The 14,332-nt window shown below is 55.2% G+C and carries 15 protein-coding genes and 1 pseudogene; 15 read left to right on the plus strand and 1 reads right to left on the minus strand.

The window, feature by feature from the left end:
• Positions 1 to 235: 235 nt before the first annotated feature.
• The 5 genes and pseudogenes from ACOTZP_RS15825 (at position 236) to add (ending at position 5,565) form a co-directional block, all read left to right on the plus strand.
• Positions 236 to 484 (plus strand): excisionase family protein, encoded by a 249-nt coding sequence (locus ACOTZP_RS15825; protein ID WP_022650951.1) that lies wholly within the window; start codon positions 236 to 238, stop codon positions 482 to 484.
• 32 nt (positions 485 to 516) lie between these two features.
• Positions 517 to 1,797, plus strand: a complete 1,281-nt coding sequence (locus ACOTZP_RS15830) for an Arm DNA-binding domain-containing protein (protein ID WP_421633754.1) — start codon at positions 517 to 519, stop codon at positions 1,795 to 1,797.
• A gap of 44 nt (positions 1,798 to 1,841) precedes the next feature.
• Positions 1,842 to 3,248: pseudogene (gene malX, locus ACOTZP_RS15835) on the plus strand (maltose/glucose-specific PTS transporter subunit IIBC); the annotation flags it as partial.
• A gap of 49 nt (positions 3,249 to 3,297) precedes the next feature.
• On the plus strand, positions 3,298 to 4,470 hold the full coding sequence (locus ACOTZP_RS15840; RefSeq protein ID WP_271075300.1) for a MalY/PatB family protein: 1,173 nt from the start codon (positions 3,298 to 3,300) through the stop codon (positions 4,468 to 4,470).
• A 96-nt stretch (positions 4,471 to 4,566) separates the two neighbouring features.
• The gene (gene add / locus ACOTZP_RS15845) at positions 4,567 to 5,565 is read left to right on the plus strand and encodes an adenosine deaminase (RefSeq protein ID WP_022647922.1); all 999 of its coding nucleotides are present in this window, start codon (positions 4,567 to 4,569) and stop codon (positions 5,563 to 5,565) included.
• A 56-nt stretch (positions 5,566 to 5,621) separates the two neighbouring features.
• Here add and ACOTZP_RS15850 read toward each other — a convergent pair whose 3' ends face one another.
• On the minus strand, positions 5,622 to 6,662 hold the full coding sequence (locus tag ACOTZP_RS15850) for an oxidoreductase (protein ID WP_271075301.1): 1,041 nt from the start codon (positions 6,660 to 6,662) through the stop codon (positions 5,622 to 5,624).
• Positions 6,663 to 6,901: 239 nt separating this feature from the next.
• Here ACOTZP_RS15850 and blr point away from each other — a divergent pair, with 239 nt between their 5' ends.
• The 10 genes from blr (at position 6,902) to nth (ending at position 14,253) form a co-directional block, all read left to right on the plus strand.
• The gene (gene blr, locus ACOTZP_RS15855; protein ID WP_151884424.1) at positions 6,902 to 7,027 is read left to right on the plus strand and encodes a division septum protein Blr; all 126 of its coding nucleotides are present in this window, start codon (positions 6,902 to 6,904) and stop codon (positions 7,025 to 7,027) included.
• A gap of 229 nt (positions 7,028 to 7,256) precedes the next feature.
• Positions 7,257 to 7,472: a transcription modulator YdgT gene (gene ydgT / locus ACOTZP_RS15860; RefSeq protein WP_000217941.1), complete on the plus strand. Its 216-nt coding sequence runs from the start codon at positions 7,257 to 7,259 to the stop codon at positions 7,470 to 7,472.
• Positions 7,473 to 7,557: 85 nt separating this feature from the next.
• A complete protein-coding gene (locus ACOTZP_RS15865; protein WP_015570663.1) occupies positions 7,558 to 7,998 on the plus strand; it encodes a DUF2569 domain-containing protein in 441 nt (146 codons plus the stop codon).
• A 76-nt stretch (positions 7,999 to 8,074) separates the two neighbouring features.
• A complete protein-coding gene (gene rsxA, locus ACOTZP_RS15870) occupies positions 8,075 to 8,656 on the plus strand; it encodes an electron transport complex subunit RsxA (RefSeq protein ID WP_022647920.1) in 582 nt (193 codons plus the stop codon).
• Positions 8,656 to 9,234 carry an electron transport complex subunit RsxB gene (gene rsxB, locus ACOTZP_RS15875; RefSeq protein WP_015570664.1) on the plus strand — a complete coding sequence of 193 codons (579 nt, stop codon included), beginning with the start codon at positions 8,656 to 8,658 and terminating at the stop codon, positions 9,232 to 9,234. Before rsxA ends, rsxB begins: the two co-directional genes overlap by 1 nt.
• Positions 9,227 to 11,248 (plus strand): electron transport complex subunit RsxC, encoded by a 2,022-nt coding sequence (gene rsxC, locus ACOTZP_RS15880; protein ID WP_271075302.1) that lies wholly within the window; start codon positions 9,227 to 9,229, stop codon positions 11,246 to 11,248. Before rsxB ends, rsxC begins: the two co-directional genes overlap by 8 nt.
• Positions 11,249 to 12,301, plus strand: a complete 1,053-nt coding sequence (gene rsxD / locus ACOTZP_RS15885) for an electron transport complex subunit RsxD (protein ID WP_022647918.1) — start codon at positions 11,249 to 11,251, stop codon at positions 12,299 to 12,301.
• A 10-nt stretch (positions 12,302 to 12,311) separates the two neighbouring features.
• Positions 12,312 to 12,932: an electron transport complex subunit RsxG gene (rsxG, locus tag ACOTZP_RS15890; protein ID WP_022647917.1), complete on the plus strand. Its 621-nt coding sequence runs from the start codon at positions 12,312 to 12,314 to the stop codon at positions 12,930 to 12,932.
• Positions 12,933 to 12,934: 2 nt separating this feature from the next.
• On the plus strand, positions 12,935 to 13,621 hold the full coding sequence (locus ACOTZP_RS15895; protein WP_003857592.1) for an electron transport complex subunit E: 687 nt from the start codon (positions 12,935 to 12,937) through the stop codon (positions 13,619 to 13,621).
• The gene (gene nth, locus ACOTZP_RS15900) at positions 13,618 to 14,253 is read left to right on the plus strand and encodes an endonuclease III (protein WP_023306010.1); all 636 of its coding nucleotides are present in this window, start codon (positions 13,618 to 13,620) and stop codon (positions 14,251 to 14,253) included. The genes ACOTZP_RS15895 and nth overlap by 4 nt, the downstream gene beginning before the upstream one ends.
• Positions 14,254 to 14,332: the final 79 nt, after the last annotated feature.

The raw sequence follows: 14,332 nt of genomic DNA on the forward strand, positions 1-14,332 counted from the left end.
GCTCGCTCAGGCCGCATGACTATAACGGTGGGTTACCGCCAAACGAATCGGAAAACCGATACTGGAAAAAATCTAAAGCCGTGGCCAGTTTTAGTTGACCACTACAGACGAAGATGAAGACGACTGACGCAACTGATAGCCAGTTATGAGCTGGCTATTGGGTGCGAAAGCACTGCCTCACATCCCTTGATGTTATTGCCGCCTACGGGCGGCTTCTTTTTGCCTGGAGAAAACCATGAGCGACATTATTCAGTTGGTACCGAATAAATGGGTCACAGAGGAACTTTTAACTGCGACAACCGGCATGTCAAAGCACATGATTCAGCATGCCCGCCGGTCTACCTGGATGGAGGGAAAGCATTATCGCCATGTTGCCCCTGATATGGCACCTAAGCAAAACAGCCCAATCATGTATAACCGCGATGAGATAAACCACTGGATCGAGCACCAAAGCCCAGCGAAACGCCGGAGAATATCTGCTTAAATGTCCTTTGGCACATCAAACGAGGAATGATTATGGCAGCATACCCAACAGGCGTAGAGGTTCATGGCGAATCGTTACGCATATGGTTCATATATCAGGGGAAGCGTGTCAGGGAAAATCTCGGCGTTCCTGACACGCCAAAAAACAGGAAAATGGCAGGCGAACTTCGGGCTTCAGTCTGCTTTGCGATAAAGACAGGCACATTCAATTATGCCTCGCAATTCCCTGATTCATCGAACGCAGAGAAATTCAGCACTGTCAGAAAGCAAATCTCACTACTTGAACTGAAATCGAAATGGCTTGGGCTTAAAGAGATGGAGCTTAGCCTCGGGACGTTGAGGCGTTACGATTGCCACCTCACAACCACTATCGAAACAATTGGTGAGCACAGGTATATCGGCAGCCTGAACACTGAAGATATCCTTAGTGCCAGGAAGGAGCTACTGAACGGCTGGCAGAAGACCAGACATGGCCTAAATCATCCACCCAAAAAGGGAAGAAGCGTTCCTACAGTCAATAGCTATATGGCATGCCTTGGCGGGATGCTGGGCTTTGCTTTCAAAAGTGGCTACCTGAAAACCGATCTGATGGCAGGTATTACCCCTCTCGCAAAAGAAAGACCCATTCCAGATCCTCTCACTTCTGATGAGTATCAGAGAGTGGTTGCGGCCTGCCCAACGCTCCAGTTTCAGAATATGGTTATTTTTGCGGTAAATACAGGCGTCAGGCATGGCGAACTAAGCGCGTTATCCTGGGAGGATGTGGATACTGTCAACTGGGCTGTTACAGTGTCACGGAACTATTCCCTGAAGGGAAACTTCACCCTGCCAAAAACCAACGCCGGGATTCGAACAATACAGCTGACCCAGCCAGCAATTGATGCCCTCAAGGCGCAAATGCCACTGACCAGAATGATGGCATCCCACAAGGTAAGCGTCAGCCTACGGGAATACAAAAAAAAGAGAACCGATGAATGCACCTTTATATTCTCGCCGTCCATTACTTCAATGAACGGTAAGAAGACGATGTGCTACGTCCCCGGATCCATTAATTCAGCCTGGCGCACTGCCCTGCGTCGTGCAGGCGTCCGACAAAGACGGTCTTATGAAACCAGGAACACATATGCGTGCTGGGCACTGGTCGCCGGAGCGAACCCAAATTTCGTTGCGCACCAGATGGGCCATTCGTCAGCGCAAATGCTATTCACGGTTTACGGTAAATGGATGACCGAGAATAACCATGACCAGGTGGGCATTTTGAACGCATCATTTACTCAAAATGCCCCACCGATGCCCCATAGAAAAACCGCATAACCTTAACTATCTGATTTAACATATTAATATCACTTCAATCATGATTCATCTGGATGAGCAAGGTCGGATCGTTTGCCTTTAGCTTCCTGCCGGTGATGTTCTGTATCGCCATTCCTCTGGGTCTGGCGCGCGAAAACAAAGGCGTGGCGGCGTTTGCGGGCTTCGTTGGCTATGCGGTCATGAACCTTGCGGTTAACTTCTGGCTGACCGCCAAAGGGATCCTGCCGACGACCGACGCGGCGGTACTGAAAGCCAATAACATTCAGAGCGTGATTGGAATTCAGTCCATCGATACCGGGATCCTTGGAGCCGTGATCGCGGGAGTGATCATCTGGATGCTGCACGAGCGCTTTCATAACATCCGCCTGCCCGATGCGCTGGCCTTCTTCGGCGGCACCCGCTTTGTGCCAATCATTACGCTGGTTGTGATGGGTCTGTTTGGTCTGATTATCCCTCTGATTTGGCCGGTTTTTGCCATGGGGATCACCGGTATTGGCCGCATTATCAACGGCGCGGGTGATTTCGGCCCGATGATTTTCGGTACGGGTGAACGTCTGCTGCTGCCATTTGGTTTACAGCACATCCTGGTTGCCCTGATCCGTTTTACTGAAGCAGGCGGCACTATGGACGTTTGCGGTCATTCCGTTAGCGGCGCGCTGACCATCTTCCAGGCCCAGCTGAGCTGCCCGACCACGCACGGCTTCTCTGAAAGTGCGACGCGTTTCCTCTCTCAGGGGAAAATGCCTGCCTTCCTCGGCGGCCTGCCGGGCGCTGCGCTGGCGATGTACCACTGCGCCCGTCCGGAAAATCGTCATAAAATTAAAGGCCTGCTGATCTCCGGCGTTATTGCCTGCGTGGTGGGCGGTACGACAGAACCTATCGAGTTCCTGTTCCTGTTCGTGGCACCGGTGTTATACCTCATCCACGCCGTACTGACAGGCCTGGGCTTCACCGTGATGGCTGTGCTCGGTGTAACCATCGGTAACACTGACGGTAACGTGATTGACTTCGTGGTATTCGGTATCCTGCACGGCCTGTCCACCAAGTGGTATCTGGTGCCGGTTGTGGCCGCCATCTGGTTCGCGGTTTACTACGGGATCTTCCGCTTCGCCATCACCCGCTTTAACCTGAAAACGCCTGGCCGCGATACCGATACGGCCACCAGCGTTGAACAGGCAGTGGCCGGTACCGTTGGGAAATCCGGATATAACACGCCGGCTATTCTGGCGGCGCTGGGCGGTGCGGATAACATTACCTCTCTGGATAACTGCATCACCCGCCTGCGTTTGTCGGTGGCGGACATGTCCAAAGTGGATACCAACGCACTTAAAGCTAACCGGGCTATCGGCGTGGTACAGTTAAATCAACACAATTTGCAGGTCGTCATTGGCCCGCAGGTACAGTCAGTGAAGGATGAGCTGGCAACCCTGATGCGAACCGTCGAAGCCTGATGCCTCGTCCCCCTCGTCATGAGGGGGTTTTACTTTACGGAGCACCGTCATGTTTGATTTTTCTACCGTCGTGGATCGACACGGCACCTGGTGTACCCAGTGGGATTATGTCGCTGACCGTTTTGGGGCTGCCGACCTGCTGCCCTTCACCATCTCTGATATGGATTTCGCCACCGCTCCCTGTATTACCGATGCGCTGCACCAGCGCATCAACCACGGCGTGTTTGGCTACAGCCGCTGGAAAAATGACGAATTTCTGGCTGCCGTGGCGCACTGGTTCCGGCAACGCTTTAACAGTCAGATTGATGCCGAAACCGTAGTGTATGGGCCGTCGGTCATTTATATGGTCTCGGAGCTGATCCGCATATGGTCCGCGCCTGGCGACGGTGTGGTGGTTCATACCCCGGCTTACGATGCCTTTTATAAAGCCATTGAAGGCAACCAGCGTACCGTTGTTTCCGTGCCGATGCAGAAAACGGCGCGTGGCTGGGACGGCAATATGGCCGCGCTGGAAGCGGCGCTGGCAAAACCGGAAAACACGGTTCTGCTGCTGTGTAGCCCGCAAAATCCAACCGGCAAAGTCTGGACGCGGGAAGAGCTGGCCACTATTGCAACGCTTTGCAGCCGTCATGATGTGGCGGTAATCAGCGACGAAATTCATATGGACATGGTATGGGGCACGCATCGCCATACCCCGTGGAATGAGGTTGCACGCGGTAAATGGGCGCTGCTGACCTCGGGTTCCAAAAGCTTCAATATTCCGGCACTGACGGGCGCCTGGGGGCTTATCGCCGATGACGACAGCCGTAACGCCTATCTGAATGCATTAAAAGGGCGGGACGGACTCTCTTCCCCTTCCGTGCTGGCGCTGACCGCGCACATTGCTGCTTACCGGCAGGGCGAACCCTGGCTGGACGCGCTGCGGACCTATCTCGAAGAAAACCTGCGCTACATTGCTGACGAACTGAATGCTGCATTTCCGACACTCAGCTGGCAACCGCCAGAGGCCACCTATCTGGCCTGGATTGATCTCAGCCCACTCGGTATTGATGACAATACGCTGCAAAACGTGCTGATTGAACAACAAAAAGTGGCCATCATGCCGGGATATACTTATGGGGATGAAGGAAAAGGCTATGTGCGACTGAACGCTGGCTGTCCGCGTAGTAAGCTTGAACAGGGCGTTCAGCGCCTTATCGCTGGCATCAACAGTCTGCTGTAAATTATTTGCGCAACGGAATATTCCCTTGCGCAAATAGCTTTTTCCCCCGTTTTGTTTTTATAATATGGCGCACTTTAACCAGCAAAGAGTGCGACCATGATTGATACACGCCTGCCTTTAACTGATATTCACCGCCACCTCGACGGGAACATTCGTGCCCAAACTATTCTCGATCTTGGTCGCCAGTTCAATTTAACGCTTCCTGCCGAAACGCTTGAAACCCTGATCCCCCATGTCCAGGTGACGTCGAACGAGCCGGATCTGGTAAGTTTTCTGAGCAAGCTTGACTGGGGCGTGAAGATGCTGGCCTCGCTCGATGCCTGTCGCCGTGTCGCCTTTGAAAACATCGAAGATGCCGCTCGCAACGGCCTGCACTATGTCGAACTGCGTTTCTCTCCGGGCTATATGGCGATGACCCACAGTCTCCCCGTAGCGGGCGTGGTTGAAGCGGTCATTGAGGGCGTGCGTGAAGGCTGCAAAACCTTTGACGTTCAGGCGCGTTTGATCGGCATTATGAGCCGTACCTTCGGTGAAGCGGCCTGTCTTCAGGAGCTGGAAGCGTTACTGGCGCATCGCGACCAGATCACCGCCATCGACCTGGCCGGTGATGAGTTGGGCTTCCCGGGCAGCCTGTTCCTGTCTCATTTCAACCGCGCACGTGATGCAGGATGGCATATTACCGTTCATGCTGGCGAAGCCGCGGGGCCGGAAAGCATCTGGCAGGCCATTCGTGAACTGGGTGCGGAACGTATTGGTCACGGTGTGAAAGCCATTGAAGATCGCGCGCTGATGGATTTCCTCGCTGAACAACGTATTGGAATCGAATCCTGCCTGACCTCCAATATTCAGACCAGTACAGTGGCGTCGCTGGCGCAACACCCGCTGAAAACCTTCCTTGAACACGGGGTGCTGGCTTCACTGAACACGGACGATCCGGCGGTTCAGGGCGTGGATATTATTCACGAATACAACATCGCCGCGCCGCAGGCCGGGCTGAGCCGCGAGCAGATCCGTCAGGCGCAAATCAACGGGCTGGAGATCGCCTTCCTGACGCCTGAAGAGAAACAGGCGCTGCGCGATAAAGTTGCTCAGTAGTCCTCTTTACTGCCGGGTGGCGCTGCGCTTACCCGGCCTACGAAAGCGTTTGGCACTTATGCCAGACAGAGCGTTGCGCGATGTTTGGCGGATTCGATCCCCAGCTCGATGAGCTCCATAATCTGGATTGCCTGGCTCGCCGTAACCGGATTTTCACCTGAACCGTTCAGCGCGTCACGAATTGCGGCGTAATACGCCGGATAGTTCCCAGGCTGGGTCAACACCGTCTCTTCAACCAGTACCTCACCCTCCGCACGCGTCACCACCCCGTCCCGCATGTCGTAGCCCCAATCCTCCTGCGGTAAGCGTTCGCCATTTTTGAGGCGCTCTTCCTGCGGATCCAGGCCGAACTTCACATAGCTGCCGCGCGCCCCGTGAAGGATATAACGGGCCGATTCCGCCGCCGCAAGCATTGTCCCGTGCAGCACAATGCGCCGCTGCGGATAACTCAAAACGGCGTGGAAATAGTCGGTGGTCTGCGCCCCCGGCCTGAGCTGCGCTAAATCGACCGTCATGCTTACGGGCAGACCAAACAGATGAACGGCCTGATCGAGAAGATGCGGCGCTAAGTCATACCAGATGCCGCTGCCCGGTCCCGCCTGCTCGCGCCAGCGATCTCGCACCTGCGGACGATAACGATCGAAGTGAGACTCAAAAAAAGCAATTTCGCCGAGCGTGCCTTCGTTTATCAGCGCTTTGATCGTCAGGAAATCACTATCCCAGCGCCGGTTGTGAAAGACCGACAATAACCGACCCAGGCTTCGCGCCAGCGCATCCAGCTCGCGCGCCTGTGACAACGTCACGGTAAAAGGCTTATCGACAACGACATGTTTGCCAGCCTCCAGCGCCGCTTTCGCCAGGGGGAAATGGGTGTCGTTAGGGGTGGGAATGACAATAAGGTCAATATTAGGATCGTTAAACAGATGCTTAGGCTCCGTTACCACCGGCACGGCTGGCCAGTCGGCATGGACTTTGGTTTCATCGCTGCTTGTGATAGCCGCCAGTTCCATTCCCGGCGTGCCGGCAACCAGCGGCGCATGAAAGGTTTTGCTTGCGTACCCGTAGCCAATAAGACCGACGCGGATGTTTTCACTCATCGTATGCCCCCTCGCTGTGCGCTTATTTATCACTGGCCTTGTGCTTAACGCACAGATTAATAATGTGCCCTGTGAGTTAAAATAGCATCTCGCGACAGCTTTTTTTGTTACCTCGCATTAAAGTGTGTATATGGGGCCCGGGAATCGTTCCCAAAGCGCTTGCTCTGTCGAAAAGGCCGCTGTAACATTTGTAATCTGTATTTATGGATAAATTACAAACACAAAATATGTCATCAATAATTAATCGAATCATTGAATTAGCGGGATGGATTGTCCTTGGCGTTTCAGTCGTGTTGCTCGGCATTGCCAGCCATATCGATAACTACCAGCCGCCGGAGCCTGTTACTGTTGCTCAACAAAAGTAAGCCGCATCGTCATAAAGCGTGACACATTACGTCATGGAACGTATTGCCAGCCGTAATGTACGGGGTTACCCTTCTCTTCCAGGCATCTGCTGATGCCTGAATCTTCGCAAAGAAAACTCCTAATTTCGTCGCGTTACCCGAGTGGACAGTTTACGTCTTTATTAATCCGTTTATTATTCGAACGCATTACCTTTATGGGTATTACCCTTTTATATGGAAACTTATTAATATGACAGTTCAGGACTATTTATTAAAATTTCGCAAGATCAATTCCCTCGAAAGCCTGGAAAAACTGTTTGACCATCTGAACTACACGCTGTCGGATAATCAGGACATCATCAATATGTACCGCGCGGCTGACCATCGTCGCGCCGAACTCGTCTCTGGCGGTCGTCTGTTCAACGTGGGGGAAGTACCTAAATCTGTCTGGCGTTACGTTGTATAAGAAAGTAGCCTTCGGCGTGAAATGTTATATACTCTCCGCCCTGCAAATTTCTGTATAACATTTCGCGCAGACTATGGGAGAGCGTATGACCGCATTGCCTGGAGAGAGAATTGGGGGCTGGTTAATCGCCCCGCTGGCATGGCTGCTGGTGGCTTTATTAAGCGCTTCGCTGGCGCTGTTGCTTTACACCACTGCACTGGTTACTCCTCATGCTATCCAGACACTGATGTCTCAGAGCGCGCTCAATATTGCGACGTGGTTTGTGTCGTTCGTTTTCGCAATCGCGATGTGGTACTACACGCTTTGGCTGACCATCGCCTTCTTCAAACGCCGCAAAAGCGTGCCGAAACATTACATTATCTGGCTGCTGGTCTCCGTGCTGCTTGCCGTCAAAGCGTTCGCTTTTTCGCCAGTTTCTGACGCACTGGCGGTTCGCCAGCTACTCTTTCCGTTGCTTGCAACGGCGCTTCTGGTGCCCTATTTCAAGCGGTCGACGCGCGTTAAGAAGACCTTCGTTAACCCGTAATAACCTTACAGTTAACCTGTTGTGGCCTGTTGTCGTTTATCCGATAATAGGCGGCTCTTTTATTTCAGGCTAAATAATGACCGATTACTTACTGCTCTTTGTCGGAACTGTGCTGGTTAATAACTTCGTACTGGTGAAGTTCCTTGGCCTGTGCCCGTTTATGGGGGTCTCCAAAAAGCTGGAGACGGCAATGGGCATGGGGCTGGCCACCACCTTCGTGATGACGATGGCCTCCATTTGCGCATGGCTGATTGATACCTGGATCCTGATCCCGCTGGACATGCTCTACCTGCGCACCTTGTCCTTTATTCTGGTCATTGCGGTGGTGGTGCAATTTACCGAAATGGTAGTGCGTAAAACCAGCCCTGCCCTGTATCGCCTGTTGGGTATTTTTCTGCCCCTCATCACCACCAACTGTGCTGTGCTGGGCGTGGCGCTGCTCAACATCAACCTTGGGCATAATTTCATGCAGTCGGCGCTGTACGGTTTTTCCGCGGCGGTCGGTTTCTCTTTTGTTATGGTCCTGTTCGCGTCGATTCGCGAGCGTCTGGCAGCGGCGGATATTCCCGCGCCGTTTCGCGGAAACGCCATCGCTCTGGTGACCGCAGGTTTAATGTCTCTGGCCTTTATGGGCTTTAGTGGTCTGGTGAAGTTGTAATGAGTGCTATCTGGATTGCCATCGCGTCCATCAGCGTACTGGGACTCGTCTTTGGCATCATTCTGGGTTATGCCTCCCGCCGGTTTGCGGTAGAGGACGATCCGGTGGTTGAAAAAATTGATGAGCTTTTGCCGCAGAGCCAGTGTGGGCAGTGCGGCTACCCTGGCTGCCGTCCTTACGCTGAGGCGGTGGGCGTGCAGGGAGAAAAGATCAACCGCTGCGCGCCGGGTGGCGAAGCGGTCATGCTTAAAATAGCTGCCCTGCTGAACGTCGATCCGCAGCCTGTCGACGGCGATGAACAGGCGCAGGAGCCCGTTCGTGCCCTTGCTGTTATCGACGAAGCCAACTGCATCGGCTGCACCAAATGTATTCAGGCGTGCCCTGTCGACGCCATTGTAGGCGCAACCCGCGCCATGCACACCGTTGTGGCGGACCTGTGCACCGGCTGTAACCTCTGCGTGGCCCCCTGCCCGACGCAGTGTATAGAACTCCGCCCGGTTGAAACGACGACCGAAAGCTGGAAATGGGATCTTCAGACCATTCCGGTTCGCAATATTCCTGTGGAACAACATGCTTAAGTTATTTTCTGCTTTCAGAAAAGAGAAGATCTGGGACTTCGACGGCGGTATCCATCCCCCGGAAATGAAAACCCAGTCAAACGGTACGCCGCTGCGTCAAATTCCGCTGGCGACCCGCTACGTGATGCCATTGAAACAGCACATCGGCGCGGAAGGCGAGCTGTGCGTGAAAGAAGGCGATACCGTCCTTCGCGGCCAGCCGCTGACCTTTGGTCGTGGACGTATGTTGCCGATACATGCCCCGACTTCGGGCAAGGTGGTGGCTGTTGCCCCCCATACCGTTGCCCATCCCTCGGCGTTGTCTGAGCTGAGCGTCATCATTGAAGCCGACGGGGAAGATCGCTGGATCGATCGTGACGGCTGGAGCGACTACCGTTCCCGCAGCCGTGAAGCGCTGATTGAACGCATTCATCAGTTTGGCGTAGCAGGTCTTGGAGGCGCTGGCTTCCCGACCGGCGCCAAGCTTCACGGCGGCGGCGATAAAATCGAAACGCTGATTATTAACGCCGCCGAGTGCGAACCGTACATCACCGCCGATGATCGTCTGATGCAGGACTGTGCCGCGCAGGTGGTGGAAGGTATTCGCATTCTTGCGCATATCCTGCAACCCCGCGAAGTGCTGATCGGTATTGAAGACAATAAACCGCAGGCCATTTCGATGCTGCGTGCGGTACTGGCGGACAGCCATGATATCGCCCTGCGCGTGATCCCGACCAAATACCCGTCCGGCGGGGCGAAGCAGCTGACGCAGATCCTGACCGGAAAACAGGTCCCCCACGGGGGCCGTTCGTCCGACATCGGCGTGCTGATGCAAAACGTGGGTACTGCCTACGCGGTAAAACGTGCGGTGATTGACGGCGAGCCATTGACCGAACGCGTCGTCACGCTGACCGGCGAGTCCGTCTCCCGTCCCGGCAACGTCTGGGCGCGTCTGGGTACGCCGGTGCATCATCTGCTGGAACAGGCTGACTTCTGCCCGGGGAGCGAGCAGATGGTCATTATGGGCGGCCCGCTGATGGGCTTTACCCTGCCGTGGCTGGATGTGCCAGTGGTGAAGATTACCAACTGCCTGCTCGCCCCTTCCCCAACGGAGATGGGCGAAACGCAGGAAGAGAAAGGTTGTATACGCTGTAGCGCCTGCGCGGATGCGTGTCCGGCAGACTTGCTGCCGCAGCAGTTGTACTGGTACAGCAAAGGCCAGCTGCACGATAAAGCCCAGGCGCATAACCTGGCTGACTGTATTGAATGCGGTGCCTGTGCCTGGGTCTGCCCAAGCAATATTCCGCTGGTGCAGTACTTCCGTCAGGAGAAAGCCGAAATCTACGCTATCTCCATGGAAGAAAAACGTGCCGCTGAAGCGAAGGCTCGCTTTGAAGCGCGCCAGGCGCGACTGGAGCGCGAGAAACAAGCCCGTCAGGAACGCCATAAGCAGGCTGCCGTGCAGCCTGCGGCGAAAGATCAGGATGCGATTAACGCTGCCCTCGCCCGTGTGCGGGAGAAGAACGCGACTGCCGCTCAGCCGGTAGCGATCGTGTCTGGCCAAAAGCCGGACAATAGCGAAGCGATTGCCGCCCGCGAAGCGCGTAAAGCCGAAGCGCGCGCACGTCAGGCGGAGAAGGCGCAAAACGCCAAACCGGAAGCCAACACAGATCCGCGTAAAGCGGCGGTGGAAGCGGCTATCGCCAGGGCAAAAGCCCGTAAAGCCGGTCAGCAGACAGTGGTGGTTGAACAGGAAGCGACCGATCCGCGCAAGGCGGCCGTTGAAGCCGCTATCGCACGCGCCAAAGCACGTAAAGCGGCACAGCTTCAGCCTGCCGAAGAGAGTGAAGCGCCTGTCGACCCACGTAAAGCCGCCGTTGAAGCGGCCATCGCCCGTGCCAAAGCACGAAAAGCGGCACAGCAGGACGAACGGCCTGCGGCCGCCAACGACGATCCACGCAAAGCCGCAGTCGCCGCCGCGATTGCGCGTGTTCAGGCAAAGAAAGCCGCGCAGCAAGCCGTTAACGAGGATTAAATGGTTTTCAGAATTGCAAGTTCCCCTTATACCCATAACCAGCGCCAGACATCGCGTATTATGATGCTGGTGTGCCTGGCCGCGTTGCCAGGTATTGCCGTACAGTGTTGGTTTTTCGGCTGGGGTACGCTTTTCCAGTTAGTTCTGGGTTGCGCCAGTGCCGTCGCAGCGGAAGCAGCGATCCTGAAGCTGCGCAAAATGGAGGTGACTCGCATCCTGAGCGATAACTCCGCTCTGTTGACCGGCCTGTTGCTGGCCATCAGCATTCCCCCGTTCGCCCCGTGGTGGATGGTAGTATTGGGAACGGTATTTGCGGTGATCATCGCCAAGCAGCTGTACGGTGGGCTGGGCCATAACCCGTTTAACCCGGCAATGATTGGTTACGTGGTGCTACTGATCTCCTTCCCGGTACAGATGACCAGCTGGCTGCCGCCGCATGAGATCGCCGCCACGGTGCCCGGCTTTATGGATGCCCTGAACGTTATCTTTACTGGCCACACCGCGATGGGCGCGGATATGAACGCGCTTCGCATGGGCGTGGATGGCATCAGCCAGGCCACCCCGCTCGATACCTTCAAAACCTCCCTGCGTGCCGGCCACAGCGTCGAGCAGGTGATGAAATCGTCTATTTACAGCGGCGTACTGGCGGGTGCGGGCTGGCAGTGGGTCAATCTGGCCTACCTGTTGGGCGGTGCCTTCCTGCTGCAACAAAAAGCGATCCGCTGGCATATTCCGGTGAGCTTCCTGGTGACGCTGGCCGTCTGTTCAACGCTCGGCTGGGTCATCTCACCTGAGTCACTGGCCAGCCCACAGCTCCATCTGCTCTCCGGCGCGACCATGCTCGGGGCATTCTTTATTCTCACCGATCCGGTCACCGCCTCTACCACCAACCGAGGTCGTCTGATTTTCGGCGCGCTGGCGGGCTTGCTGGTCTGGCTTATTCGCAGCTTTGGTGGCTATCCGGACGGCGTGGCATTTGCCGTACTGCTGGCTAACATCACCGTTCCGCTCATCGACTACTACACGCGTCCACGCGTGTACGGTCATCGCTAAGGGTTACGCCATGCTAAAGACTATGCAAAAACACGGCGTCACGCTGGCGATCTTCGCCGCCGCCCTCACCGGGCTGACCGCGCTGGTAAATGAACTGACGAAAAGCACCATTGAAGAGCAGGCAATGAAGCAGCAAAAGGCGTTGTTCGATCAGGTGATCCCATCAGACTTCTATGATAATAACCTGCAAAAAAGCTGCTTTGTCGTGCAGGCCCCGCAGCTCGGTAAAGGAAGCCACCGCGTTTATATTGCCCGTAAGGGCGAGAACCCGGTGGGTGCCATCATGGAAGCCACCGCGCCGGACGGTTACTCTGGCGCAATTCAGCTGCTGGTAGGCAGCGATTTTTCCGGCACCGTGCTGGGTACGCGCGTGACGGAACATCACGAAACGCCGGGCCTTGGCGACAAAATTGAAACACGCCTGAGCGACTGGATTTTACACTTTGCCGGTAAGATGATTCATGGCGAGGACGATCCTGCTTTCGCGGTGAAAAAAGATGGCGGTGAGTTTGACCAGTTCACGGGCGCCACGATTACGCCCCGCGCGGTCGTCAACGCCGTCAAACGCGCCGGTCTGTATGCCGAAACGCTGCCCGCGCAGATCAATCATCTTTCCGCCTGTGAGGAGTGACCATGAGCCAGGTTAAAGAGGTTATCGTCCAGGGACTCTGGAAAAACAACTCGGCACTGGTACAGCTGTTGGGATTGTGCCCGCTGCTGGCGGTGACGTCTACCGCCACCAACGCGCTCGGGCTGGGGCTGGCGACCACGCTGGTGCTGACCCTGACCAACTTCTCCATTTCTGTTTTGCGCCGCTGGACGCCATCGGAAATCCGTATTCCGATTTATGTCATGATCATTGCATCGGTGGTCAGCGTCGTGCAAATGCTAATTAACGCCTACGCATTTGGCCTGTACCAGTCGCTCGGGATCTTCATTCCGCTTATCGTGACTAACTGTATTGTCGTGGGACGCGCTGAAGCCTTCGCGGTGAAAAACAACCCGGCAATTTCCGCGCTGGATGGGTTTTCCATCGGCATGGGCGCGACTGCCGCCATGTTCGTCCTCGGCTCTCTGCGTGAAATTCTGGGCAACGGTACGCTCTTCGACGGTGCGGACGCGCTGCTTGGCGGCTGGGCGAAATCGCTGCGTATCGAGGTGTTCCATACGGACACCCCATTCCTGCTGGCCATGCTACCGCCAGGCGCCTTCATTGGCCTTGGGATGATGCTGGCGTTAAAATACCTGATTGATGAAAAACGTAAACGCCGCGCCGCTGAACGCAGCGTACAGGAAGGGATCCCCGAGAAAGCAGTATGAATAAAGAGAAACGCATTGCGATCCTGACGCGCCTGCGCGATGAGAATCCTCATCCAACGACAGAGCTGAATTTTAACTCGCCGTTTGAACTGTTGATCGCGGTGCTGCTCTCTGCGCAGGCCACTGACGTGAGCGTCAACAAAGCCACGGCCCTGCTCTACCCTGTAGCCAATACGCCGCAGGCCATGCTGGGGCTGGGGGTTGAAGGGGTAAAATCCTATATCAAGACCATCGGCCTGTTTAACAGTAAGGCCGAAAACGTCATTAAGACCTGCCGGATCCTCCTTGAGCAGCACGGCGGTGAAGTCCCGGAAGATCGCGCAGCGCTGGAAGCGTTGCCAGGCGTCGGGCGTAAAACGGCAAATGTCGTGCTCAACACGGCGTTTGGCTGGCCGACGATCGCCGTGGACACTCACATCTTCCGCGTTTCTAATCGCACCCGGTTCGCGCCGGGTAAAAACGTGGAAGAGGTGGAAGAAAAGCTATTAAAAGTGGTCCCTGCGGAATTTAAGGTGGATTGCCATCACTGGCTAATCCTTCACGGGCGCTATACCTGTATTGCACGTAAGCCACGCTGCGGCTCCTGCATTATCGAAGATCTCTGTGAATACAAAGAAAAAGTCTATCCCTGAAGGTACATACACTTGTTACTGTTCAAGCCCTTAGATTAAAAAAGGGCTCTGATATCTTCTCCCTTGGCCGTAATTTTCC

Origin of the sequence: Enterobacter cloacae complex sp. SYL001 (assembly GCF_049237025.1) — a bacterium.
Classification (GTDB): Bacteria; Pseudomonadota; Gammaproteobacteria; order Enterobacterales; family Enterobacteriaceae; genus Enterobacter; species Enterobacter intestinihominis.